This is a genomic window from Micromonospora sp. NPDC000663 (assembly GCF_042898105.1).
GTDB lineage: Bacteria > Actinomycetota > Actinomycetes > Mycobacteriales > Micromonosporaceae > Micromonospora.
Genome location: NZ_JBIAYR010000004.1, coordinates 444314 through 469031 on the forward strand (window position 1 = coordinate 444314; position 24718 = coordinate 469031).

A 24718-nucleotide genomic window follows, 5' to 3' on the forward strand; every position below is an offset into this window, starting at 1 on the left:
CGGGCCGTCACCGCCCGGCGGTCACGGGTCTGAGTGCGTCGGCCACCCTCGGTGCGAGTGTCGCCGAGTAGGTGGCGGTCAGGTGGTGGGCGTCGCGCCAGACGAGGACACCTCCGATGACCGGCGCGCAGCGGTCCGCCGGGCAGATCCAGTCGTTCAGGTCGATGAGGCGTACGCCGGCGAGACCGTCGGCCGCCGCCTCCTGGGCGGGACCACCGCCGAGGCGCAGGACGTCGGCCCGGGACGTGGCGCACGCCGTCAGGCGGGTCGGATGCTCGGACACGCATTCGGCCATGTCCTTCGGATGCAGGGGAGTGTCCCGCAGCACCACCACCCGCAGCTGCTCCACGGTCATCGCGCTCCACGTTCGGCGCAGCTCACGGGCCATCGCGGAACGCCACCGCGACGGCGGCTCGCCCCGGACCGGGTATTCGGCGTTGGTGACGACAAGGATGTCGGGGCGGTCCGCGCCGAGCAGCTCGGCCCGTACCCGGCTGTTCCATTCGGTGCAGGACGAGTAGGGCCTGTCGTTCAGGAGGATCTCGGCGGTGAGGAACGGGCAGCCGGACTTGGTGTAGGTGGCGAGCCGCCAGCCGTTCGTCTCCGCCGCACCCCGCAGGGCGGGGACCCAGTGGTCCGCGTGGGAGTCGCCGACGAGCGCGACCCGGGTCGTCGCGTCGTTCCGCCCGTAGACGCACGCCGTCGGCGTCGACGACTCCAGGCTCACGTGGCAGCTCCTGGATCTCTGCGACTGGGGCGTGTCCCGGGCCGCCGCCACCGGATCGGGGACGATCGACGCGACCCGGTCCACTGGCGCTCCGGCGCGGCTGGAGCGGGGGGAGGCGCCCAGGACGGCGGCGCCGGGCGCTGTCGACGCCGGCTGCGCGCTCGCTCCGGGCACCTGGCCCAGCCCGACCGTCGATGCGGGAGCCGGGCCGGCCGTCGACGGGACGACCAGGTGGAACGCCAGGCCGGCCAGTGCCGCGACGCCTGTGCACGCCGCCCCGACCCGCAGTGCGGCGAAGGGTCGGGCCGTGAGGGTCCGCGACCGGCGGACCGGGTTCTCCACGAGGTGGTAGGTCAGCGCGGCGGGAATGGTCGAGGCGGCGACGACGGCGAGCGCGGCGCCGACGCCGAGATCACCCACGTGGGCCTGCGCGGCGATCAGCAGGGGCCAGTGCCACAGGTACAGCGAGTACGAGATCCCGCCGAGGTAGCGCAGCGGCTGCCGGCCGAGCAGGAGACCGGGACCGGCACGGCCGGCCGCCGGGCCGAACGCGATGACCGCCGCCGTACCGACGGTCGGGCCGAGCGCGGCGTACCCCGGGAAGCCGGCTTCCGTGTGGATCAGCGCGGCAGAGGCGCCGACCGCGACGAGCCCGGCCCACGCCAGGGGTACGGCCAGCACGCGGGGCGACCGGTTCAGCCGGATCGCGGTGACGGCGACGGCGCCGCCGAGGGCCAACTCCCACATCCGGGTCGTGGTGACGTAGTACGCCGACGGATCGGTGGGCGAGACGAACAGGGCCCAGGCGAACGACGGGACCGCGATGAGGGCAAGGCCGAGCAGGTGCAGGCCGCGTCGCCCGCGCCCGCGCCGCCTGGCGAACCACCCGAGGACGAGCAGCAGCAGTGGCCAGATGAGATAGAACTGCTCCTCGACGGCGAGGGACCAGAAGTGCTGGGCGATGCTCGGCGCGTCGGTGGCGGCGACGTAGTCGAGGGACTGGTCCGCCATGCGCCAGTTCATCGCGTAACACGCGCTGGCGATGACATCCCAGGCGGTGGCGGACCAGCGGCCGCGGGGGAGGAAGAGGTAGGTCAGCACCAGGCTCGCGACGAGCACCGTCGCGGCGGCGGGCAGGAGGCGCTTGGCCCGTCGGGCGTAGAACCCGGCGAGCGACAGGCGCCCCCGTCTGTCGAGTTCCTCAAGCAGCAGGCCGGTGATGAGGAAGCCCGAGATCACGAAGAACACGTCCACGCCGACGAACCCGCCGGACAGGTACGGGACCCCGGCGTGACCGAGGAGCACCAGCAGCACGGCGACGGCCCGCAGACCTTCGATGTCGCCCCGGAAGGACCGCGGGTTGTCCGGCGCGGGCGGTCGCGGGGCGGAGGCCCTGGCCGCCGTCCACAACTGGTCCGAGATAGCCATCCGGCGGATCGTACGGGGGATTTGTTACCGACTGAGTGGTATCGGCTCTGTCATCTGGTTCGTGTTACAAGGCCCTACTGCCAGGGGCTCTGCGTCCCGTCGAACTCCTCGAACACCAGCCAGGACCGTGTCGACAGCACACCGGCGATGCGCTGCACCCGGTCCAGCACCACGTACCGCAGGGTGGCGTTGTCCGGGGCGCGGACCAGGGCCAGCACGTCGTGCTCACCACTGAGCAGCGCCACGTGCTCGACGTAGCGGACCTGGGCCAGTTCGGCGGACACCTCGCGCCAGGTGTTCTGCTCGATCGTCAACGCCATGTACGCCGACGTGCCCAGCCCGGCGGCCTCCGGCGCCACCTGGGCGCGGAAGCCGGTGATCACGCCGTCGCGCAGCAACCGCTCCACCCGGGCGTACGCGTTGGTGCGGGAGATGTGGATCCGTTCGGCCAGGGTGCGCACCGAGGTCCGGCCGTCGCGGACCAGCTCGTCGAGGATCCGCCGGTCGACCTCGTCCAGGGGCTGGGCCGATCGTCCCGATCCGCTCGCCCGGCTCACCCCGTCTGTGGGCTCCTGGCTCACCGAAGCTGCCTCGCCATGCCAATCGTCCCACCTTCCTGGTGGATCTTGAGTCAATCATCCGTCAGCGGAAGCATAGGCTCACCACACGTCCCAGGAGGTTCCGCCGTGACGACCACTCCCCAGGCGGTCCGCAGGGCATCCCCGCGTACCCGTCGGGCGGCCACCCCGCCCGACCCGGCGCGCCCACTGCTCCCGGACGCCGAGCCGGTCCGCCTGCTCGACCCGACGGGCACGCCGCTGCCCGCCCGCACCGACTATCCGGAGCCACCCGTCGAGGTGCTGCGCGAGCTGTACCGCCGGATGGTGCTCGGCCGCCGCTTCGACACCCAGGCGACCGCGCTGACCAAGCAGGGCCGCCTCGCCGTCTACCCGTCCTCACGGGGCCAGGAGGCGTGCCAGGTCGGCGCCGTGCTCGCGGTCCGCGACACCGACTGGGTGTTCCCCACCTACCGCGAGTCGATGGCTCTGGTTGCCCGGGGCATCGACCCGGTCGAGGTCCTCACGCTGCTGCGCGGCGACTGGCACTGCGGCTACAACCCCACCGAGGTACGCACCGCGCCGCAGTGCACGCCCCTGGCCACCCAGTGCGTGCACGCCGCCGGCCTCGCGCACGGCGAGGCGTACCAGGGTCGCGACACCGTGGCGCTCGCCTTCATCGGCGACGGCGCGACGAGCGAGGGCGACTTCCACGAGGGGATCAACTTCGCCGCCGTGTTCAAGGCGCCTGTCGTCTACTTCGTGCAGAACAACAGGTACGCCATCAGCGTCCCGCTGTCCCGGCAGACCGCCGCGCCGTCGCTGGCGTACAAGGGCGTCGGCTACGGCGTGCCCAGCGAGCAGGTCGACGGCAACGACCCGGTCGCCGTGCTCGCCGTGCTCACCCGCGCGGTCGCGCACGCCCGTGCCGGAAACGGACCGTTCCTCGTCGAGGCGCACACCTACCGGATGGAACCGCACACCAACGCCGACGACGCCAGCCGCTACCGCGACGGCGCCGAGGTCGACGCCTGGCGCGACCGCGACCCGCTCGCCCGCCTGGAGACCTACCTGCGGGCCCGGGGCGTGCTCGACGACACGGCGGTCGCCGAGATCGCCGAGCAGGCCGAGGCGTACGCGGCGGACCTGCGCGCCCGGATGAACGAGCAGCCCAGCGTCGACCCGCTGAGCCTCTTCGACCACGTCTACGCCGAACCCACCCCGCAGCTCGTCGAGCAACGTGAACAGGTCCGCGCCGAACTGGCCGCCGCGAGTGACGAGGACGGGAACCCCTGATGGCCACCACCATGGCGAAGGCGCTCAACACCGCGCTCGCCGACGCCCTCGCCGCCGACGACCGGGTCGTCGTCTTCGGCGAGGACGTCGGCCAGCTCGGCGGCGTCTTCCGGATCACCGACGGCCTCCAGGCCCGCTTCGGCGAGAAGCGCTGCTTCGACACGCCCCTCGCCGAGGCCGGCATCGTCGGCTTCGCCGTCGGCCTGGCCATGTCCGGGCTCCGGCCGGTCGTCGAGATGCAGTTCGACGCGTTCGCGTACCCGGCGTTCGAGCAGATCGCCTCGCACGTGGCCAAGCTGCGCAACCGCACCCGGGGCGCGCTCAGCGTGCCCATCGTCATCCGCGTGCCGTACGCCGGCGGCATCGGCGGGGTGGAGCACCACTGCGACTCGTCCGAGGCGTACTACGCGCACACCCCGGGCCTGAAGGTGGTCACGCCTGCGACAGTCGAGGACGCGTACTCGCTGCTGCGTGAGGCGATCGACGACCCCGACCCGGTGGTCTTCATGGAGCCCAAGAAGCTCTACTTCGGCAGTGCCGAAGCCGAGCTGCCGACGCGTACCGAGCCGTTCGGCCGAGCCGTGGTGCGTCGGCCCGGCCGCGACGCCACCCTTGTCGCGTACGGACCGGCGGTGCCTGTCGCGCTGGAGGCCGCCGAGGCCGCCCGCGAGGAGGGCTGGGACCTGGAGGTGGTGGACGTGCGCACGATCGTGCCGTTCGACGACGCCACCATCACCGCCTCGGTCCGGCGTACCGGCCGGTGCGTGGTGATCCAGGAGGCGCCCGGCTTCGCGGGTGTCGGCGCGGAGATCGCCGCACGGGTGCAGGAGCGCTGCTTCCACGCGCTGCACGCCCCGGTGCTGCGCGTCGCCGGGCTGGACATCCCGTACCCGGCGCCGATGCTGGAGCACACCCACCTGCCCGGCGTGGACCGGGTCCTGGACGCGGTGGCCCGCCTGCAGTGGGACGACCAGCCGGACGCGCGTTGGGCGGCGGCATGACCACGGTCGAGCGGACCCAGGTCTTCCTCCTGCCCGACCTGGGCGAGGGGTTGAGCGAGGCCGAGATCGTCGAGTGGCGGGTCGCCGTGGGCGACATCGTCACTGTCGACCAGAGCGTGGTCGAGGTGGAGACCGCCAAGGCGGTCGTCGACGTGCCCTGCCCGTACGCCGGCCGGGTCGTCACCCTGCACGGTGCGGCAGGTGAGGTACGCCCGGTCGGCCAACCCCTGATCACGATCGCGCCCCTGGACGGTGGCGGCGACGAGCCCGCCGGGCACGCCACCTACCGCGAGGAGGAGCGAGCCGGGTCCGGCAACGTGCTCATCGGGTACGGCACTGGTCACGGCGGCGCCACCAGGCGTCGGCGGCGCCCCCGGCTGGCCCTCGCCCCCGAACCTGTCGACGCCGGCCCGACGGACGTCGCCCGGCCCGACATCCGCCGCGCCGACTCCACAGGCGCCGACGCCGGGTCGACGGGGCACACCGTCGTGGGGGCCGCCCCCACCGATCCGGAGCGGACAGCGGCCGCCCTGGTCATCTCACCGATCGTGCGGCGGTTGGCCCGTGAGCGTGGCGTCGACCTCGCCACGCTGCACGGCAGCGGACCGGGCGGGGTGATCCGCCGCGCCGACGTGGAGGCGGCGCTGGCCGCGCCGGCCGCCCGGCTCGCCGCCGTGCCGGCCCCGCACGTCGCCCTCGCGGCGACCGGGGACGGCGACGTGATCGTCCCGCTCACCGGTGTGCGCAAGGTGATCGCCGACAAGCTGTCCCGCAGCCGTCGGGAGATCCCCGAGGTGACCATCTGGGTGGACGTGGACGCCACCGGGCTGCTGGAGACCCGGGCGGCGATCAACGCGGCGACGCCCGACGCCCCGGTGAGCATCCTGGCCCTGCTGGCCCGGATCTGCCTCAGCGGCCTGCGCCGGTACCCCCAGCTCAACTCCCGGGTCGACACGGAGGCGCAGCGGATCGTCCAGTCCGCCGGTGTGCACCTGGGCATCGCCGCGCAGACCGACAGGGGCCTGCTGGTGCCGGTGCTGCGCGACGCCCAACGGCTCACCACCGCCGAGCTGGCCGCCGAACTGGCGGCGACCACCACCGCGGCGCGGGCGGGCAGCCTGCCGCCGGCCCGGCTCACCGGCGGCACGTTCACGCTCAACAACTACGGCGTGTTCGGCGTCGACGGCTCCACGCCGATCATCAACCACCCGGAGGCCGCGCTGCTCGGCGTCGGGCGGATCGTGGACAAGCCGTGGGTGGTCGACGGGCAACTCGCCGTCCGCAAGGTGACCCAGCTCAGCCTCACCTTCGACCACCGGGTCTGCGACGGTGGGGTGGCCGGTGGCTTCCTGCGGCACGTGGCCGACTGCGTGGAGCGCCCGGCGCTGCTCATCGCCGCCGTCTGAGGCGCGTACCCCGGCCCCGGCGCTGCCCACGCGGCGCCGGGGCCGGACCGCGTCCGGGGGTTTCCCCCACCCGTCACCGGGAAGTCGGCGCGCACCACCCGCGTCGAAGGGAGCCGGCCCGTGGCGTACGAGGCGATACTCAACTCGGTCCGGGTACGGCGGCCCGCCTCCGCCGGCGCGCCGCTCTACTGCGACGCCCTGGAGTACGGGCTGACCGGTGACGGCGCGACGAACGACCAACCGGCGCTGGCCGCCCTCGTGGACCGGCTCGGCGCCGGGTACGCCTCCGACGGGCGGGCCCGGGTGATCTACTGCCCGCCGGGCATCTACTCGATCCGCGACGCCGGCACGGTGTGGCGCAGCGGGGTGTCGCTGGTCGGGGCCGGCCCGGCGGCGACCCGGTTCATGCTGAGCAACGAGGGCAACCGGGCAGACCCGACACCGTTGGCCTTCTGGACGACCCTCCAGCACGGTGCCGACCGGGACCGGCACATCGCCGACTGCACGTTCGCCGACTTCCAGATCGACGGCTCGGGCGTGGCGATGGCCGAGTACAACTACCTGGCCAAGGGCCTCGGCCTGCAGTACGTGGTGCGGGGCGTGTTCCGCAACCTCTACATCCACCACACCGCGGCCAGCGGGCTGGGCTGCGACTTCCTCCAGGACTCCCTGATCGACGGCGTGGTGGTGGTCGGCTGCGGCCGGCTGGACAACGGCGAGCAGATGGGCGGAGCCGGCATCGGCATCGGAGTCGGCGGGTGGGGTCCGGTGGAACGGCTGACCATCGCCAACTGCACAGCCCTGGCCAACGGCACCAACGGGATCTTCCTGGAGTTGCAGAAGGAATACTGGCCGCCGCCCCGCGGCTACCGCATCATCGGCTGCCACAGCCAGGGCAACCGCTTCGGCATCTCCGACTGGGGCGCCGACGGGCTGATCGTGTCTGCCTGCACGATGACCGGCAACCTGGAGGCGGGCTTCGACGTGTCGTCGCAGGGCACCTCGACGGTGGCCGGGCGGGGCGGACTCGTCACCGACTGCGTCATCGACGGCAATCTGCGCGACGGGATCAGCATCGGCAACAGCCCCGGGCCGTACGTCGTGCGGGGCAACCGAATCAGCGGAAACGGCCAGCACGGCTACCACGCGCGCGACCTCGGTCGCGGTTACCAGGGACCTGTCCGGGACGTGGTGATCGAGAGCAACGAGTTCTGGGGCAACGGTCTGGACGCGGTCCGCATCGACCACCAGATGAGCGACGCGGTGCTGCTCAACAACCGGATCCGCAACAACGGGCGGCAGTACGCCAGGGCCGCCGGCGGAGCGGGCGAGGCCGTCCGCTACAGCGAGCGGGGCCTGGTGGACCGCACCGCCGACTGGCCGCGCGACGGGCACCGGGGCAAGATCCTGCGGGTCGGCCGGTCCGTGGCCACGGTGGCCGCCAACACCGGCGACGAACTCGCCCTGGCCCCGGTACGCCCGGACGCGTTCAGCGCGTGGAGCGGGGACGTGCCGCCGCCGGGCTGCGCGTACGAGCTGGACCCCGCTCCCGGGCGGCGGGCCGGCATCACCATCAACGCGCCGTTCGACTCGGCCACCATCCGCGGCAACCGGATCTGGGACAGCGACGAATCCCGCACCCAGACGCACGGACTGTGGATCACCGAGCGGGGCAGCTGCGTGGACTGCCGGGTCGAGGACAACGACCTCGCCGGCAACGCCGAGGACGGGATGCGGCTGGACACCCCGCCGGTGGGCGGACGCTGGCGCGACAACCACGTCGACAGCGACTGGAGCTGAGCGACGGGCGGCGGCGGCCGGAATCCTCCGACCGCCGCCGCTGTCACTGTGAAACTCCTCAGCCGGCCAGGCCGGCCACCGGGGTCGGGTCCAGCACCACGGTGGCCGAGGCCGACTGCGGCGGCACACCCGGCTCGGTCGGCGCGTCGGTGTACTCCGCGACGAAGACCGCCGTCAGATTGTCCGCCCCGCTGTGCCCACCGTCGATGAAGGTGGGGATGGTCCCGCTGCAACCCGTCGACGTGGAGAGCGGGTGCCCGTGCTCGTCGTGCCCGAGCACGTAGGTGACCTTCACCCGGGAACAGTCCACCGGCAGGTCGTCGGTGACCTTCACCTCGTACGCGACCGTCTGCCCGAACTGGAAGGGCTGTCCGGCCACCGGGGCGACGAACTCGACGACCGGCGCGGTCGGCCCGACCACCAGCGGCAGGGTCGCCGAGGCGGAGCGTCCGGTGCGGTCGGTCACCTTCAGCGTCGGGGTGTACGAGCCGTTCTCCGCGAACGTCCAGGTCGCGTTCGGAGCGGTGCTGTCCACCGAACCGTCCGCGTTGAAGTCCCACGCGTAGCTCAGCCTGTCACCGTCCGGGTCGGTGGTGCCGGCGCTGGAGAACGCGACGGTCAACGGCGCCTGCCCGACGGTCGGGGTGCCGCTGATCTTCGGGATCGGCGTCCGGTTGCCCCGCACGAAGTCGATCCGGGACAGCTGCGCGTCCGGGTTCTCGGCGAAGTAGCCGTCGCCGTACTCCAGCACGTAGAGCGCGCCGTCCGGGCCGAACTCCATGTCCATCGGGTTGTCCACCACAAGCGACGGGACCACCGGCCGGATGTCCGCGACGTCGCCGTCCTCGTCGAGGCGGAACTCCTTGATGTAGTCCCGGGTCCACTCGTAGAACAGCGGAACCCCGTCGTAGTAGGCCGGCCAGCGGGTCCGCGAGGTGCTGGTCCCGTCGTAGTCGTACGCCGGGCCACCCATCGGGCCGATGCCGCCGGTGCCCAGCTGCGGGAACTCACCGGACGCCGCGGACGGGTACCAGACCTGCGGCTGCTCGACCGGCGGCAGCTGCCGCTTGCCCGTGTTGTGCGGTGACTCGTTGACCGGGCGCGCGCAGTTGAACTTCTTGCCGGACTGGCCGGTGGCGAAGTCGTAGTCGCGGTACGCGATGGTCGGCGTCACGCAGTACGGCCAGCCGTAGTTCGCCGGCTTGTCGATCATCATCCACCGGCCGTGTCCGGCCGGCCCGCGCTCCGGGTTCGCCGTGGAGGCGTCGGGGGAGTAGTCGGCCAGGTACACGTTGTCGGTCCGCCGGTCCACCGCGAAGCGGAACGCGTTGCGCAGCCCCATCGCGTAGATCTCCGGGCGGGTCTTCGCCGTCCCCGGCTTGAACAGGTTGCCGGCCGGCACCGTGTAACCACCACCGGCCTTCGGCTTGATGCGCAGCAGCTTGCCGCGCAGGTCGTTCGTGTTGGCCGAGCTGCGCTGGGCGTCGTACGCCGGGTTCCGGTCGGCCCGCTCGTCGATCGGGATGTAGCCGTCGGAGGCGAACGGGTTGGTGTCGTCACCTGTCGACAGGTACAGGTTGCCCTTGCTGTCGAAGTCGATCTGCCCGCCGACGTGGCAGCAGATGCCCCGGTCGGTGGCGACGTCGATGATCTGCTGCTCGCTGGCCAGGTTGAGCTTCATCCCGTCGAGCTTGAACCGGGACAGCCGCAGCGCACCCTTGAACCGCTGCCAGTCCGCCTCGGTGCCGGTTTCCGGCGCGTCCCCCTCGTTGACGCCGGGCGTGGCGGGGTCGTCCACAGGGGTGTTCAGCGGCGGCGAGTAGTAGAGGTACACCCACTTGTTCTGGGCGAAGTTGGGGTCGATGGCGACCCCCTGCAGGCCCTCCTCGTCGTGCTCGTACACCGGGATGTCGGCGGCGAGGGTGTTCAGCCCGGTGCGCGGGTCGTGAATGCGGACCTCGCCGGTCCGGGAGGTGTGCAGCACCCGCAAATCGGGCAGGACGGCGAGGCTCATCGGCTCGCCTGGGAAGTCGTTGAGTGTGACTTTCTGGAAGCTGCTGTCCGGCGGCGCGGCCGGCGCGGCGGCTGCGGCCGCCGGCGGTACGGCCAGGCCGGCCGTCACCAGCAGCAGTGCGGACGCGAATGCGGTCCTGTTCATCAGGTCGTCCCCCGAGGTGGTTTTCAGTACCGGAGTGAGGCGAGGTAGTCGAAGCCGACCCGGGCGGTGTCCAGGGCGTCGGCGGGGGAGCGCGGTGCGGTGCCCGCGTCGTCGCGCTCCACGATGTACTCCTCGATGCCCGCCTCGCGTTCGTGGGCGAAGATCCGACCGAAGTCGATGACGCCGTCACCGAGGTCGGCGAAGCCGCCCTCGACGTCGAGGTCCTTGACGTGCACCTGGCGGATCCGGCCACGGTTGGCCCGGATCACGTCGATCGGGTCGTGGGCGCCGCGCCAGGTCCAGTAGAGGTCGAGTTCGAAGTGGACGAGCCGCGGGTCGGTCTGCCCCGTGAGGATCTCGAAGCCGGTCGACCCGTCGGTCAGCGGCACGAACTCCAGTTGGTGGTTGTGGTAGCCGAAGTCGAGCCCCGCACGCTCGGCGAGCCGACCGGCCCGGTTGAGGTCCCGCGCCAGCGCCCGGTAGACGGCGGGGTCCCTGATCGCCTGCCCGCTGGCGTCGCGGCCGAAGTACGGGTGCACGATCTTCTTGCTGCCGACGGTGTGCGCGTCCTCGAGGGCGCGTTGCCAGGTGGCGTCGTCGAACGGCTGCGGGATGCCCGTGTGGCCGGAGGTGGCGCGCAGCCCGGCCTCGTCGAGCGCGGCGCGGAACTGGGCGGCGGTGCGTCCCACGAAGCCGGCGTGCTCGACCCGCCGGTAGCCGATCCGCCGCAGCGCGTCCAGGGTGCCGGGCAGGTCGGCGGCCAGCTGGTCGCGCACCGTGTACAGCTGGATGCTGATCCGGTCGACAGGCACCCGCCGGCGGCCGCCGGAGTGCCCGCCCTGGGCGCTGGGAGCGGCGGTGGCCGGGCCGGCGAGCAGGCCGGCGGCGCCGACCGCGGCGGCCGAGACCGTCGCGGCGCGCAGCAGGCCGCGACGGCTGACCGCCTCGGACGCCGCTGTCGGCTCCGATTGGTTGGTCTGTTGATCCATGGTGGTGGTCCCTTCCTGACGGCGCGGACGCCGTCGATCGGCGGTCGACCGACTGCCGCCCGTCCCGGGGCGCGCCGGACCAGCCGGAGGCACGCTCCGGCGGAACGGTGAGGGACGGCACGCGGGGCACGACCCGGACCCATCGGGGCGGGACGCGCGGCCCGGCAGGGGCGGCGGCAGGCTGATCGACGAATGGGCAACCCTCTATCTCGATCCGGACCCTACCCTTGCCCCCGGACGAAGGCAAAGCTTCGTCGTGATCGCCGAAAGTTTCGCTCCAACTGACAAAAGTCCGCGCCCGGGGTGCGCGCCGGCCCTTGACCTCCCGCCGGTACCGGTCGGCGCCCCGGGGTCCGCCGCCTGCCGGGTGCCGGCGGGCCGTCCATCCGGACAACGGGTGTCGCCTCCCGGCAAGCGGAGCAAAGGACGCGAGTGCGTGCAGATGGCCCTTGTTCCGCCAGGCGACGCAGCGCCGGAAAATGCGCCGGTAAATGCGCCGCCGATTATTTCCGAATGGCGTGGACACCCCTGCCGAGGCGACGAAGATGTGGCAGAGGGAAGCCGAAAACGGGGGGACAAAACATGACGTCGAGGCGGCGACTGACGCTGTTGGCGGTAACCATCGCGGCCGCACCACTCGTCCTGGGCGGTTGTACCGCCGAGCGGGAGCCGGCGGCCGGGTCGGCCAAGGGGCACGCCGCGCCTCCGGAGGTCACCGTGTCGCCGGGGGACAAGGCCCGCGACGTACCGGTGAGCGCCGAGGTGGGGACCACGGTCAAGGGCGGCCGGGTCACCGGCGTACGACTGACCGACGACAAGGGCGCGCAGGTCAAGGCCGAACCGCGCGAGGACGGCTCGGGCTGGGTGCCGAGCGCGCCGCTGCAACCCAAGCGGACGTACACGGCCGAGGTGACCGCGACCGGCGACTCGGGCGCCACCACCACGCGCACCACCACGTTCACCACGATGGCCAGGTCCAGCAAACCGCAGATCACCAGCACCCTCTATTTCAACGGCAACCGGACGTACGGCACGGCGATGCCGGTAACCGTGGCGTTCGACCCGGGAATTCCGAAAGAGGCCAGAGCAGATGTCCAACGCCGGTTGTTCGTAAAGACTAATCCGCCGCAACCGGGCACCTGGTCCTGGCTTGAGGATGGAACGCAGGTCTATTACCGCGCGCCCGATTTCTGGAAGCCCGGTACGACGATCAGCGTTCGGGCCGGGCTGGAGGGCCTGCCGATCGGCAAGGACCGGGTCGGCGACGCCGAGCGGACCGCCACCTCGAAGATCGGCCGGCAGCAGGCGCTGGAGATCGACAACGCCACCAAGCAGATGACGGTGCTGCGCGACGGCAAGCAGATCCGCCGTATCCCGGTCAGCCTGGGCAAGCCGAGCACACCCAGTTCCAGCGGCAAGATGGTGATCATGGAGAAGCACGAGCGGACCACCTTCGACACCCGGGGTGAGCCGAACGGCGGCTACGTGGTCGACGTCGACGACGCCCAGCGCTACACCTGGGGTGGCGAGTTCATCCACTCCGCCCCGTGGTCCGAGGGCGACCAGGGAAACACGAACGTCTCGCACGGCTGCGCCAACGTCTCCGCCGCCGCGGCCGACTGGCTGATGGGCGTGACGCAGGTCGGTGACCTGATCACCGTCAAGGGCACCGAGGTGGAGTTGCAGCCGGGCAACGGCTGGACCGCGTGGAACGTCAGCTGGGACGAGTTCGTCCGGGGCAGCGCCCTGCCGGTGTCGCCGGGGCTCAAGCCCGCGCCGGTCGCCCCGGCGCACCCGGGGGCGGTGGCCGGGGGATCGCCCGCCCCGGCGCCCTCGGTCAGCGGTCGCTGAGACACCACCGACGGTCGTCCGGGCCGGCCCGCCACTGCGGCGGGCCGGCCCGGGCCGTCAGTGCAGGGGTACGCGGGCCACGCCCGGCCCGATCAGGCTGCCCAGCCAGAGGTGGTCGCCGTGCTGGCGTACCCCGGTGATCATCCAGTAGTGCCCGGCCGGACCGTGCAGCGTCCGACGGACCGTGCCCGCGCCGTCGACCAGGGCGACCAGCCCGTAGCGGCGCGGTTGCGGCTGCATCGCGTCGGGCAGCAGCGCGGCGAGCTGGCGCAGCCGCGGGTGCGGCAGCAGCCGCTCGGCGATCGGCACCCGCGGACTGGGCAGCGCGATCCAGTACGTCCCGTCGCCCACCGCGGAGAGATTGTCCGGGTACGCGGGCAGGTCGGCGAGCACCCGCACCCCGCCGCCCAGCTCGACGCGGAGCAACCGGTGGGTGGTGGTCTCCACGAGCATCAGCGCCGACTCGTCGGGGGTCAGCGCGATCCCGTTGGGGAAGTACAGCCCGTCGGCCACCACCTCGGTGCGTCCGCTGCCCGGATGGTGCGCCAGCACCCGGCCGTTGGGGCGGTGCTCCAGCAGGTCCCGTTTCCAGTGCGAGACGGGGAACCGGTCCGACGAGTCGGTGAAGTAGACGGTGCCGTCGCGGGCCACTGCCGCGTTGTTGGCCAGGTGCACCGGGGGCGCCGTCCCGGTCAACTCGCGGACCGCCCCGTCCGGTGTGACCCGCAGCAGCCCCCGGTACGCGTCGCAGACGACAAGCGTCTCCCCGGAGGGGTCCAGCTCGATGCCGAGCGGCCGGCCGCCGGTCTCGGCCAGGAGCCGGGGCCGGGTGCCGGCGGGCGCGTCGGCCGGCCACCACCACAGCCGGCCGTCCTCGTCGCCACTGATCACCCGTCCGGCCGGGTCGACAAGCACGTCCTCGGGGCCGACGGCGCCGTCGGGCAGCGGCAGCAGGTCGACCTGGTCGAGTCGGCTGTCGGTGGCGGCCCACGCCCCGGCGAGCGGCGGAGGCACGGTGGCCGGCTCCCGGACGGGCCGGATCAGCCGGGGCGGCCGGGGGCGGGGAATCACCATCGTTCCATTCTCACCCGCCGATGTCGTCGTCCGCCGCACCGCCGCGCGCCCCGACCATGATCGACCCGCCGGTGTGCTCCACGCGGCCCGCGGACCCCGGGGTCGTACGCCCGGCCGGGGCGGTGCACCCCGGGCTCCACCCCGAGGGGGACCCGGGGTGCCTCCGGGGATGACCCTGGGCGTACCCGGAATCACTCCGTGGACGGGCGAAACTGTCGGTGGTGGGGGATAGGTTTCAGGGCATGGAAGAGCGCAGCGGCCGGTTGGACGTGCAGGTCAACGTGGGTGACCTGGTGGTCCGGGTGCGGGTGGCCGGCGAGGTCGACATCGCCACGGTGGCTGCGTTCCGGTCCGCGCTGTGGTCCGCGCCGGCACGCCCGGTGCTTCATCTCGAGATGTCCGGTCTGCGGCTGCTCTCCGCCGCGGGCGTGCGGACGCTGCTCGCCGCGCACCTGCGCATCCGTGCCCGTGGCGGCGAGCTCGTCCTCGTCGACCCGACTCCCGTGGTCGCGCGGGTGCTGCGCGCCACCGGTCTGCACCGGGTGATGACGGTGCTGGAGCCGTCCCGCGTGGTCGAGGCCGCCCGCCTCGTCGACACGGCACGCCGCCCGGCCACTCCTCCGACGGACCTGATGCTGGCCGCCTGAGCCCTGTCCCGGGGCTGCCCGGTCCGGGCGCGGTGCGCCCGGGAGCGGGGGCCGCCGGTGTCGGCCGGCGACCCCCGAGGAGCTCCGGTCAGCGCACGTCGAGCAGGTCGACCACGAAGACCAGGGTCTCGCCCGGCTTGATGACGCCGGCCGCGCCCCGGTCGCCGTACCCGAGGTGCGGCGGGATGGTGAGGCGACGCCGGCCGCCGACGCGCATGCCGACCACGCCCTGGTCCCATCCGGCGATGACCTGACCGCCGCCGAGCGGGAACTCGAACGCCTCGCCCCGGTTCCACGACGAGTCGAACTCGGTGCCCGTGGAGTGCGACACGCCTACGTAGTGCACGCTGGCCAGCTGGCCCGGTTGCGCCTGCGGGCCCTCGCCCACGGTGATGTCCTCGATCACGAGGTCGGCCGGCGGCGCACCCTCGATCGGACCCACCTCGGGCTTGCCCGAACGGGCGCCTGCTGCCTGGTTCATGTGGGGATCTCCTGCCGTGTTGGGTGATGTGTCCGGTCACCTCGATCCTGCCGGATCACGCCCCACCGATGTTCGGCGGACCCGGCACCCCACCCCCCAGCGGGGGAAGCCCCTCTCGCAAAGCGCGGTGCGGCGGGCGCCCCTGGGGTGGGGACGCCCGCCGTGGGAGGGGGTGGGGTTACCGGAGCCAGGGGAACCGGCGGACGATCGGGAGGTTCGCCCAGTACCGGCCGAGGCCCCAGGTGTCGCCGGCGTTGACCAGCGCCAGCACCGCGAGCACCGCGGCGTAGATCAGGTGGTCGTCCATGAAGGGGTTGTTCTCCGGGGGCAGGACGGCGGTCCACATCATGACCAGCAGCAGCCCGCCGGCCACCGCGGCGACCCGCATGCCGATGCCGAGCATCAGGGCGACGCCGACCCCGGCCAGACCGATCATGAACAGCCAGTCCGCCCAGGCGGCTCCGGCGATGCCGGCGTAGAGGTCCTTGAAGGGGCCGGTCACGCCGAAGGTGAGGAAGCCCTTGGTGGGGCTGCCGCCGTTGATCCAGGCGTTCTTCGACTCGGTGGCCAGTCCGAGGCCGAAGAGCTTGTCGAGGAAGGCCCAGAGGAAGATCCAGCCGAGCGCCAGGCGGGTGCCGGCCAGGACGTACCGGACGGCCCTCTCCCGGGCGCCGGCCGCCGGTGTGGTGGCGGTGGTCCGCTCGATCGTCGCGGTCATGGTCTCCACGTCCCTTCGTTGCCTCGCACCGCACTTCCCGGTGGCATCTCCAGTGGACGCCCCTCGCGGCGTCCGCGGCAGGGCCGACCGGGCCTCGTCGACCCGGGACCTTGGACCTGTTCGGGACCGGCCTCCTGCCTCTGACCACGGCCGCCGTACGGCCGTAGCGTCCGGAGTGGATGACGAGAGGGAGGTCGTGATGAGGGCCTGGCAGGTGGGTGACGTGATGACGCGGGAGGTCGCGACCGTGGTGGTCGAGACCCCGTACCGGGAGATCGTCGACGTGCTGCTGCGCCGCGACGTCAGCGCGGCGCCGGTGGTCGACGGTTTCGGCCGGGTGCTCGGTATGGTGTCCGAGGCTGATCTTCTGCACCGCATCGAACGGGCCGGCGAGCCGGCACAGCGGCGCGTCTTCGAGAGCCGCCACCGGCGCGACGCCCGCAGCAGGAGCGAGGCGTTGGTGGCCGGGGACCTGATGACGGCGCCGGCGGTCACCACGTACCCGGAGGCGACGCTCGCGGCCGCCGCCCGGCTCATGGACCGCGAGCAGGTCAAGCGGTTGCCGGTGCTGGACGACCTCGGCCGGCTCGTCGGCATCGTCAGTCGCGCCGACCTGCTGCGTGTGCACCTGCGCTCGGACGCCGAGATCCGCGAGGACGTGGTGCAGGAGGTGCTGCGTCGGGTGCTCGCCGTGCGGGACGGCCTGGTCACCGTGAAGGTGCGCCACGGCGAGGTCGACCTCGCCGGCCGGCTGGACCACCGTTCCGCCGTGGACCTCGCCGGCCGGCTCGCGGCCCAGGTCAGTGGTGTCGTCCGGGTGACGAACGCGATCGCGTACGACACCGACGACACGGTCGTCGATCTGGCTCAGGTGATGCCTGTCGCGTGATCCCCGCCGCCGGGGTCGAGTTGGCCGGAGCGCCGACGTCGGCCGCGCCGCTCGCCTAGGCTCAAAAGCGGCCGGCCGGCGCGGCGGCGGTGCGGCGCGGTGGTCGATGCCGGGGGGCGCCGGGTGGCTGAGGCGACGGTCGCGGTGCCCCTGTGGGCGTGGGGCGCGGTCGGCGGGGTGATCGCCGTGATGCTCGCGGTCGACATGCTCGCGCACCGGGACAACCATGTCATCGGGTTACGGGAGGCGCTGCTGTGGAGCGGCGTCTGGATCGCGGCGGGCCTGCTGTTCGGGTTGGTCGTCTGGTTCGGCCTGGGCGCCGAGCCGGCCGTCGCGTACTTCTCCGGCTACCTGCTGGAGAAGGCGCTCTCGGTGGACAACGTGTTCGTCTTCGCGCTGCTGTTCGGGTATTTCCGGGTGCCGGCGGGCTACCAGCACAAGGTGCTGTTCTGGGGCGTCGTGGGGGCGCTCGCGTTCCGCCTGCTGTTCATCCTCGCCGGCGCCGAGCTGCTGGAGCGGCTGGCCTGGGCGGGGGTCGTGCTGGGGGTGTTCCTGGTGTGGACCGGGTGCCGGCTGGCCGTACGCGGGAAGCCGGACGTCGATCCGGAGCGCAACCGGGTCGTGCGGCTGTTCCGGCGGGTGGTGCCCACCGACGCCAGGTACCACGGTGACCGGTTCACCGCCCGGGTCGGCGGGCGACGGGTGGCGACCCTGCTGCTCGTGACGCTTGTCGCGATCGAGGCCACCGACATCGTCTTCGCGGTCGACTCGGTGGCGGCGATCCTCGCCATCACCACCAGCACCTTCCTGGTGTGGACGGCCACCGCGTTCGCCGTGCTGGGGCTGCGCAGCCTCTACTTCTGCCTCGCCGGTCTGCTGCGGCACTTCGGCTACCTGCGCTACGGGCTGGCCGTGGTGCTCGCCTTCGCGGGGTTGAAGCTGATCCTGGCCGAGACGCCGGTGGGTGAACTGCCGGTCTGGCTGACCCTCGCGGTGGTGGTGCTGAGTCTGGCCGTCGCCGTCGGCGCCAGCGTGGTGGCCGCGCGACGCGCCCGGTGACGTGCCCGGTTCAGTAGGCGCGTACCGGCCGGGACAGCTGGTCGGCCAGCAGCGCGGGCGCCTCGGCCAGGGACGGGCCGTACCAGGTGAGGTGCCGACCGGAGAGCAGAGCGCACGGTACGCCGGAGAACGCCTCGGGCCCGTCGTCGGCGGTGAACCGGTACGGCTCGTCCGGCAGTACCACCAGCTCCGGCGACCGCCCGCGCAGGTCGGCGAGGGTCGGTCGGGGATAGCGCTCGGGGTGGTCGTCGTAGGCGTTGACGACCCCGAGCCGCCGCAGCACGTCGCCGGCGAACGTGTCGCCGCCGAGCACCACCCACGGCCGCCGCCAGACCGGCACCACCGCCCGGCGGGCCGGCATCAGCGCGCGCGGGTCGGCCCAGGCGCGTCGCGCCGCCCGCAGCCAGGGCGGTTCGGTCGGCGCGCCCAGTTCGGTGAGCACCTCGCCCAGCTCGGTCAAGGCGCCCGCGACGGTACGCGGATAGGTGACCCGTACCGGCACACCGGCGGCCCGCAGCGCGTCCGCGTCGGCGCGGCGGTTCTCCTCCACGTTGAGCAGGACGAGGTCCGGCCGGAGGGCGCGGACCCGGTCCAGGTCGGGGTACTTGCTGCCGCCGACCCGGGCGACGTCGAGATCCGCCGGGTGGACGCACCAGTCGGTGGCGCCGACAAGCGTCCCGGGCAGGGTGAGCGCCACCGCCTCGGTCAGCGACGGCACCAGCGACACCACACGCATCCCAGGTACCCCCGTCCGTCGTCAGTACCGATGATGCCCGCCGGGCCGGCGCGGCGCCGGTCAGGGTCGCCCGGGTGTGATCCGGGCGGTCACGTCGAGGTGGGCGGGCCGGCACCCGGCGGTCACGGCGAAACGGCTGACCGCGGTGTGGACGTGCTCGCGTACCGCGACCGCCCCGGCGTCGGCGGTCAGGTCCATCCGGATCCACACGTCGGGGTGGGGTGGCGTGCCGGTGAGCACGACACGGGCCGCTCGTACCGCCGGGTGGGCGGTCAGGTCACGTTCCAACGCCCGGGTGAGGAGGTCGGCCGCCAGCCGGGTGCGTCCCGGGCGGTTCCCGGGGCGGCTCAACGTGCCGCGCAGTGCCCGTCCGGGTCTGCGCACCTCGCGGGCCAGGAGGCGCTGCCCGGTCAGTGCGCTCAGCAGCCCGGCGACGGTAGCGGCCAGGGTGCTCCACGGCGTGGCCAGCCGCCACGCGTCCAGCAGCCCGTCACCGAGCACCGCCGCGTCGGGACCACCGCCCGGCGGCACACCGAAGCTGACCACGAGCGTGGTCGCCCCGCCCGCCACCAGGACGAGCGCGACGATCGTCCACAACAGTCGGTGCGCGGCGTCGGTCATGTCGGCCGCCCGTACGGCGCGAGCCGGATCTCGACGTGGCCGTGGCGGGGCGGGGCGAGGTTGCGTAGTTCCTGGTGCACCGCGTACTCGATCTCCGCCCGGGCTGCCGGGTCGCCGGCGGCGCGTACCCGGGGGTGCCACCGCTCGCCGCGCCTGCGGATCCGCACCCGCGCCCGCCGTACGCCCGGAACGGTGCCGGCCGCGTCGGTCAGGCGGCGTTCCACGCACCTGCGGCGCAGGTACCAGCCGTCGCGTTCGCCTGCGTGGAGGCGGACGGGTGTCCAGCGGCGCAGTTGGGCGGCCAGGATGACGAGCCCCAGAAGGACGGCCCCGACGGCCGCCGTCCGGACGTTCGGGTCGTGCCAGCGGGCGGTGGTCAGCGTGTCGTACCAGCCGGCGGGGACGATCGCCGGTGCCGGGCGGCCCAGCGTGGCCAGTAGCGCCTGCGCGGCCAGCAGTGTGCCGCCGACGAGCAGGGCCACGGACAGCGCCAGTGAGGCCGCTCGGTTGACGGTCCGCATGCCGTTCTCCGGCCGGTGGGCCGGTCGTGGCGGTGTGGCGCCGTCCGCGCCGGGGACGAGCAGGTCGTCCACCGTCACGGTGACGGCGGCGACGGCGAGCCCGGTGGTGTCCGCCACCCGGTCGGCGACGGCCACCCGGGCGGCCTCGGCGACGGCGGGCACGCTGTGTCCGTACGCGGTGACGAGGTTCAGGTCGAGGCCCACCGACTGGCCGCCCAGGCGGACGGTGGCCGGGCGGGCGCTCGCGACCCCCGGTACGCGACCCGCCGCGTCGGTGGCGATCCGCGCGACGTCCGCCGCCTCGACGGTTTCCCGTTCCCGCCGGTTCGCGCTGGCGGCGGCGGCGCTGCTCTCCCCGCCGACGCGGCGGAACAGGCCGGGGTTGGGCCGGCGGGTGGCGACCGGTCGCTGGGGGAGGCGGTGGTGTCTCCCGGCCCGGTCGGCGCGTGGCCGGCGCAGGATTGTCGGATCGCCGGCCCGGCGGGGCAGGCGAGCAGGTCGAGGACGGTCGGTGAGGCGTGGGCGAGCGCCAGGGGCACTGTCGGCGAGGCCGCCGACCTGCTGTCGCGACATGCTGACCTCCCGGCCGGCCCGCTGCCGGCGACCCCGCTGCTTACACCGGGCAGGGACCTCTGGAACACGGATGAGCTGTGATCCGGATCACATCACCGCCCGCAGCTCTGGCGCCGACCACCAACCCTTGGCACGCTTCTACAACGTTGTAATGACGATGAGGAGGCCCCCGATGCGCGTTCACGAGGCGCCCGCCACGGACCCCGCGCCCGTCGACGAGGGCGAGGTGCCGGTCGAGGCGCTCGGCGACCTCTACCGCGACGGCATCACCGCCTGCCGTGGCGCCTTCGACCCGGCCTGGGTCGACCAGGTCGGCAGCGACGTGGCCAGCGCGTTCTCCGAGGCCCGCTCCCGCCCGGACGGCGCTGTCGGCCGCGGCCCGCAACGCTGGTACGTGGAGATCCATCCGGAGCAACTGCGCGGCTTCGTCGACCTGGCGACCCATCCGTGGGTGGTGTCGGTCTGCGCCGCGGTGCTCGGCCCGGAGTACGAGATCGTCGAACTGGGCTTCGACATCCCCTTTCCCGGCGCGGCGATGCAGCCCTGGCACCGGGACTTCCCGATGCCGCAGGACACCCGGCGGCAGCGGCGGCTCACGTCGCTGGCGTTCAACCTGACCACAGTCGACACCGTCGAGGAGATGGGGCCGTTCGAGATCGCCCCGGGCACCCAGTGGGACGACGGGACCGACTTCGACCACGGGATGTTCCCGCCCCGGGAGCGCTACCCCCGGTACCAGCAGCGCGGGGTGCGCAGGTACCCGCGCCGGGGTGACATCTCGGCCCGGTCGGCGCTGACCATCCACCGCGGCACCCCGAACGTCTCCCGGCTGGCCCGGCCGGTGCTGGTGCTCGGCGTCGACGCCCCGGGTGCGGGCAACGCGGCCCACCACGACATGGCCGTCACCCGGGACTACTGGGAGAGCCTGCCCCCGTTGGTCCGCGAGCACCTGCCCTGCCCGGTGGTGGACCGGCTGGAACCGATCCGGCAGAAGCACACGATCGAGGGCCTGGTGATGGGCGCGGCCGAGTAACCGCCGCCGGAATCGTCGGTCCGACCGGCCGGGCACGGTGTCGGCCGCACCGGCGAGGCGCGCGCCATGATCGACCGCCTAGACTCGGCCCGGCCCGACCGACCGGCGGATGGATCAGGCAGATGACGAGCACCGGCAGCGACGTGCGCGGCTGGCTGCGGGCGGCGCCCGCCGACGGCGGCGGCGCGCTGCTCAGCCGTGCCGGCCACCGGGTGTACGCGACGCGTCGGCTCAGCGACCTCGTCCAGGGATGCCCACCTGGTGTCACCGGCAGCCAGTGGAGTTCGGCGAGCCGGGCCGCGTTCGACTTCGTCCTCTACGCCGACACCGGGTGGCCGGTCGTCGCCGTGAATATCGGCCCGGTGCCGCCGGCCGGTTCCGCAGAGCAGCGCGCCGAGCGCCTGACTGACGCGGTGAGCGCCGCGGTGGGGCTGCCCGTGCTGCGGATCGGCTCGCCGACGCTGCGGGCCGCCGAGCAGGGCCGTCGCCTGATGGAGTACGTGATCGACGCGCGGGCCTACGCGGCGGGCGCCGGGCTGGGCACGGGCGGGGACGACGAGCCGGCCCCGGTGGGCTTCCGGGACATCCTGGGCCGCCTGCCGGACGGTCGTACCGGCCCGGTGAACGACCTCGGCGCGTTGACCCGCGCCGCCGCGGTCGACGCGTACGTGGCCGGGCAGCTCGCCGACCCGATCGTGCGGGGACTGCACGTGCGCTGGGCGGACGGCCCGGCGCAGGGGTGGAGCTGGGTGCAGGTGCGCCCCGACGCCTGCCTCGTGGAGCGGGTCTCGGTGACCGAGCACCGGTTCTCCTGCGGCGTCGACGCGGCCCGGCTGGCCGAGGACCTCGCCACGGTTGCCGTCGGGGAGCGGCTGCGCGCCGCCGGGCCCGACGACGCTCGGCTTCTGCCCCGCGCCGAGCTGACGGCGCAGATCGCCGCGCTGAGCCGTCGCCGCGAGGAGATGGTCGGTGGGTTCGCCTTCGACCACCTGTGCGCCGACTGACCAGCGCCCGTTTTCCCAGCTGACCCCGCTCCGGGTCGGCCCGCGACAATTTTCTGCGCTCCGGTTGAACCTTCCCGCGCGCCGTCCCGTACTCCTGCGCGAATGAAGAGGATCTCCCCATCCGCGTCGAGCCGACGCGGGGGACGGTGCGGAAAGGGCATCGTCGGCCGTCGACACATCACCGGGTAGGTCGTGGTGGCCGCCGTTGACGCGTGCCATCTCAAATCCGTCGGTCCGCCGAGGGCAGGAATCCAGTACCGGATCGAGAAGGAGAGCAATTCGATGCGCAGGTCCACTCGGGCGCGCCGGCCATCCGGCAACGCGCGGAGCAAGCGTCTGCTGGCCGTTGTCGGCACGCTCGTGGTCTTCGGCGGAGTTGTCGCCGTGACCCAGATTTCGTCGGCCCAGGATCGGCGGACCAACAAACCCCGCCCGGCCGCGGGGCAGTGCGTGGAACCCAGCTCGGGCGCGACCGCGCCGAGCGGAAATGGTTCGACCACGCGGACCTGGCAGAATGGCCGGTGGGTCCGTAACCACTGGGGTGACGGGCAGCAGTCCGTCCCCGAGTGTGAGGACGGCAAGGACGGCACGGTGGGCACCGGCTCGGCGGTGGCCTGCCCGGACGTGGCGTCGAAGCTGCCGCAGGTGCCGCAGCGGGCCCGGGCCGAGGTCGACCGCAATCTCGCCCAGTTGACGGCCCAGATCGCCGATGCCGACCGTCGACTCGCCGCCGAGGGAAACAAGGGTGAGGCCTTCATCCGCAACGCGATCCTCCAGCCGTTGGCGGGCAAGCGCCGCGCGGTGCTGGACCGCATCACGACCGCCATCGACCGGGTCGGGCCGCGCCCGCAGGGACTGGCGCAGCTCGCCGAGTGTCAGGTGCAGCCGACCGGCGGCAACAGCGGCGGCGGCAACAACGGTGGCAGCACCGGCGGTGGAAACACGGGCGGTGGAAACACGGGCGGTGGCACCGGCAACGGTGGCAACAACGGCGGTGGGAACAACAACGGCGGCGGGAACAACGGCGGTACCGCTCCCGGTGCCGGGCTCGGCGTACTTGCCAACAACTGCGACGAGAGCCAGCTCCAGGCGCACGACGGCTTCCAGAACGGCAACCGCTGCGTGAGCACCGCATTCGGTGAGGTCGGCGCCGCCGCGAACAACCCCTCGCTGCTCATCACCCAGTTCCCCCAGCAGGTGGGCCGCAACCAGCCGTTCACGCTCCGGGTCAGCACCCGGAACCTGGTCCGGGACCGCTTCCTGGCCGCCGGCCAGGGCGGGTACTACGTGGAGAGCTCGCTGCTCAACGCCCAGGGCCTGGTCCGGGGGCACTTCCACACGGCGTGCCGGATGCTGGACAGCCTGACCACCCCGCCGGAGCCGCAGGAGGTGCCCGCGTTCTTCGTGGCCACCGAGGACGGTCGCGGTGGTGCCGACCCGGACGAGGTGACCATCCAGATCCCGGGTCTGCCGGAGTCGGGGACCGCGCAGTGTTCGATCTGGGCGGGTGACGGTTCGCACCGCCTGCCGATGATGGAGCGCGCCAACCAGACGCCCGCGTTCGATTCGGTGCGGATCACCGTCAACTGAGTAGTCGTACGGTCGGTGGCGGCCGGTCACCCGGGGCGGAACAGCCCGGGGTGACCGGCCGTCGCCGTCACGAACAGTGCCGACAATATGACGGGGCCGCACCGTTTCGGCGCGGCCCCGTCTGCGTGTCGTCCGGTCAGCGGTTCTTGTACGCCTCGACGACCTCGACCGGGATCCGGCCTCGCTCGGAAATCTTGTAGCCGTTCTTGACGGCCCATTCCCGGATGGCCCGGTTCTGCTCCCGATCCATTCCCGCGCCGCTGGGTCGACCCGGACGCCGAACGGTCCGGGTGTTCTCCACGGCACCTCGCCCGATGCGCCGGCCCGCATTGATGTACGGATCCAGCGCCTTGCGCAGGACGCCGGCATTCTCGTCCGAGACGTCGATCGTGTACGCCACGCCGTCGAGACTGAACTCGACTGTCCGGTCGGCCTTCCCGCCGTCGAGGTCGTCGGTCAGGACCGTGATTACTTTTCTCGCCATTGCCGATTACTCCCTGTGTGTGGCGGGATGTGTCCAAAGTCTGACCTACTACCCGGGGAATCCGCAACAATATGC

The 24718-nt window shown here is 72.9% G+C and carries 22 protein-coding genes; 11 read left to right on the top strand and 11 right to left on the bottom strand.

The features are described from left to right. Nucleotides 1-7: 7 nt before the first annotated feature. Together ACFY1S_RS17560 and ACFY1S_RS17565 are read right to left on the bottom strand one after the other, a co-directional pair. On the bottom strand, nt 8-2155 hold the full coding sequence (locus ACFY1S_RS17560; protein ID WP_387118796.1) for an SGNH hydrolase domain-containing protein: 2148 nt from the start codon (nt 2153-2155) through the stop codon (nt 8-10). Between the two features lie 74 nt (nt 2156-2229). Further along, nucleotides 2230-2712 (bottom strand): Lrp/AsnC family transcriptional regulator, encoded by a 483-nt coding sequence (locus ACFY1S_RS17565; RefSeq protein ID WP_387119324.1) that lies wholly within the window; start codon nt 2710-2712, stop codon nt 2230-2232. 129 nt (nt 2713-2841) lie between these two features. Here ACFY1S_RS17565 and pdhA point away from each other — a divergent pair, with 129 nt between their 5' ends. The 4 genes from pdhA to ACFY1S_RS17585 all read left to right on the top strand — a co-directional run bounded on the left by pdhA (nt 2842) and on the right by ACFY1S_RS17585 (nt 8215). Next, nucleotides 2842-4008: a pyruvate dehydrogenase (acetyl-transferring) E1 component subunit alpha gene (pdhA, locus tag ACFY1S_RS17570; RefSeq protein ID WP_387118799.1), complete on the top strand. Its 1167-nt coding sequence runs from the start codon at nt 2842-2844 to the stop codon at nt 4006-4008. Next, the gene (locus ACFY1S_RS17575; RefSeq protein ID WP_387119326.1) at nt 4005-5009 is read left to right on the top strand and encodes an alpha-ketoacid dehydrogenase subunit beta; all 1005 of its coding nucleotides are present in this window, start codon (nt 4005-4007) and stop codon (nt 5007-5009) included. Before pdhA ends, ACFY1S_RS17575 begins: the two co-directional genes overlap by 4 nt. Continuing rightward, nucleotides 4994-6415 carry a dihydrolipoamide acetyltransferase family protein gene (locus ACFY1S_RS17580; protein ID WP_387119329.1) on the top strand — a complete coding sequence of 474 codons (1422 nt, stop codon included), beginning with the start codon at nt 4994-4996 and terminating at the stop codon, nt 6413-6415. Before ACFY1S_RS17575 ends, ACFY1S_RS17580 begins: the two co-directional genes overlap by 16 nt. Nucleotides 6416-6535: 120 nt before the next feature. Then, nucleotides 6536-8215 (top strand): right-handed parallel beta-helix repeat-containing protein, encoded by a 1680-nt coding sequence (locus ACFY1S_RS17585; protein WP_387118802.1) that lies wholly within the window; start codon nt 6536-6538, stop codon nt 8213-8215. Between the two features lie 58 nt (nt 8216-8273). On the opposite strand, the gene ACFY1S_RS17590 is transcribed toward ACFY1S_RS17585, so the two are convergent. Both ACFY1S_RS17590 and ACFY1S_RS17595 read right to left on the bottom strand, forming a co-directional pair. Continuing rightward, nucleotides 8274-10373, bottom strand: a complete 2100-nt coding sequence (locus ACFY1S_RS17590) for a PQQ-dependent sugar dehydrogenase (RefSeq protein WP_364364692.1) — start codon at nt 10371-10373, stop codon at nt 8274-8276. Nucleotides 10374-10396: 23 nt separating this feature from the next. Beyond that, nucleotides 10397-11362, bottom strand: coding sequence for a sugar phosphate isomerase/epimerase family protein (locus ACFY1S_RS17595; RefSeq protein ID WP_387118805.1), 966 nt, complete (start codon nt 11360-11362; stop codon nt 10397-10399). A gap of 582 nt (nt 11363-11944) precedes the next feature. Here ACFY1S_RS17595 and ACFY1S_RS17600 point away from each other — a divergent pair. Next, on the top strand, nt 11945-13213 hold the full coding sequence (locus tag ACFY1S_RS17600; RefSeq protein WP_387118808.1) for an Ig-like domain-containing protein: 1269 nt from the start codon (nt 11945-11947) through the stop codon (nt 13211-13213). Nucleotides 13214-13270: 57 nt separating this feature from the next. Here the strand turns inward: ACFY1S_RS17600 and ACFY1S_RS17605 are convergent, their stop codons facing one another. Further along, the gene (locus ACFY1S_RS17605) at nt 13271-14287 is read right to left on the bottom strand and encodes an SMP-30/gluconolactonase/LRE family protein (RefSeq protein ID WP_364364701.1); all 1017 of its coding nucleotides are present in this window, start codon (nt 14285-14287) and stop codon (nt 13271-13273) included. A 242-nt stretch (nt 14288-14529) separates the two neighbouring features. Here ACFY1S_RS17605 and ACFY1S_RS17610 point away from each other — a divergent pair, with 242 nt between their 5' ends. Continuing rightward, a complete protein-coding gene (locus ACFY1S_RS17610) occupies nt 14530-14934 on the top strand; it encodes an STAS domain-containing protein (RefSeq protein WP_387118812.1) in 405 nt (134 codons plus the stop codon). Between the two features lie 88 nt (nt 14935-15022). Here the strand turns inward: ACFY1S_RS17610 and ACFY1S_RS17615 are convergent, their stop codons facing one another. Both ACFY1S_RS17615 and ACFY1S_RS17620 read right to left on the bottom strand, forming a co-directional pair. Beyond that, nucleotides 15023-15415 (bottom strand): FKBP-type peptidyl-prolyl cis-trans isomerase, encoded by a 393-nt coding sequence (locus ACFY1S_RS17615; protein ID WP_364364706.1) that lies wholly within the window; start codon nt 15413-15415, stop codon nt 15023-15025. 178 nt (nt 15416-15593) lie between these two features. Beyond that, entirely contained in the window at nt 15594-16142 is a 549-nt protein-coding gene (locus ACFY1S_RS17620) for a hypothetical protein (RefSeq protein ID WP_387118817.1), read from the bottom strand. 190 nt (nt 16143-16332) lie between these two features. Between ACFY1S_RS17620 and ACFY1S_RS17625 the strand changes: the two genes are divergently transcribed. Both ACFY1S_RS17625 and ACFY1S_RS17630 read left to right on the top strand, forming a co-directional pair. Then, entirely contained in the window at nt 16333-17022 is a 690-nt protein-coding gene (locus ACFY1S_RS17625; protein WP_387118821.1) for a CBS domain-containing protein, read from the top strand. Between the two features lie 123 nt (nt 17023-17145). Beyond that, the gene (locus ACFY1S_RS17630; RefSeq protein ID WP_387118824.1) at nt 17146-18081 is read left to right on the top strand and encodes a TerC/Alx family metal homeostasis membrane protein; all 936 of its coding nucleotides are present in this window, start codon (nt 17146-17148) and stop codon (nt 18079-18081) included. Nucleotides 18082-18091: 10 nt separating this feature from the next. Here the strand turns inward: ACFY1S_RS17630 and ACFY1S_RS17635 are convergent, their stop codons facing one another. From ACFY1S_RS17635 to ACFY1S_RS17645, 3 genes are read right to left on the bottom strand one after another with little or no spacing between them, the layout of a single operon-like run. After that, complete coding sequence (locus ACFY1S_RS17635) at nt 18092-18817, bottom strand: helical backbone metal receptor (protein WP_387118827.1); 726 nt, start codon at nt 18815-18817, stop codon at nt 18092-18094. Between the two features lie 60 nt (nt 18818-18877). Then, on the bottom strand, nt 18878-19438 hold the full coding sequence (locus ACFY1S_RS17640) for a hypothetical protein (RefSeq protein ID WP_387118830.1): 561 nt from the start codon (nt 19436-19438) through the stop codon (nt 18878-18880). Then, nucleotides 19435-20532 (bottom strand): DUF6286 domain-containing protein, encoded by a 1098-nt coding sequence (locus ACFY1S_RS17645; RefSeq protein WP_387118833.1) that lies wholly within the window; start codon nt 20530-20532, stop codon nt 19435-19437. The genes ACFY1S_RS17640 and ACFY1S_RS17645 overlap by 4 nt, the downstream gene beginning before the upstream one ends. A gap of 172 nt (nt 20533-20704) precedes the next feature. Here ACFY1S_RS17645 and ACFY1S_RS17650 point away from each other — a divergent pair, with 172 nt between their 5' ends. The 3 genes from ACFY1S_RS17650 to ACFY1S_RS17660 all read left to right on the top strand — a co-directional run bounded on the left by ACFY1S_RS17650 (nt 20705) and on the right by ACFY1S_RS17660 (nt 24159). After that, nucleotides 20705-21565 carry a phytanoyl-CoA dioxygenase family protein gene (locus ACFY1S_RS17650; RefSeq protein WP_387118836.1) on the top strand — a complete coding sequence of 287 codons (861 nt, stop codon included), beginning with the start codon at nt 20705-20707 and terminating at the stop codon, nt 21563-21565. Between the two features lie 122 nt (nt 21566-21687). Further along, nucleotides 21688-22569, top strand: a complete 882-nt coding sequence (locus ACFY1S_RS17655) for a hypothetical protein (RefSeq protein ID WP_387118839.1) — start codon at nt 21688-21690, stop codon at nt 22567-22569. Between the two features lie 282 nt (nt 22570-22851). Then, the gene (locus tag ACFY1S_RS17660) at nt 22852-24159 is read left to right on the top strand and encodes a hypothetical protein (RefSeq protein WP_387118842.1); all 1308 of its coding nucleotides are present in this window, start codon (nt 22852-22854) and stop codon (nt 24157-24159) included. A gap of 136 nt (nt 24160-24295) precedes the next feature. Here ACFY1S_RS17660 and ACFY1S_RS17665 read toward each other — a convergent pair whose 3' ends face one another. Then, a complete protein-coding gene (locus ACFY1S_RS17665) occupies nt 24296-24643 on the bottom strand; it encodes an Lsr2 family protein (protein WP_139586539.1) in 348 nt (115 codons plus the stop codon). Nucleotides 24644-24718: the final 75 nt, after the last annotated feature.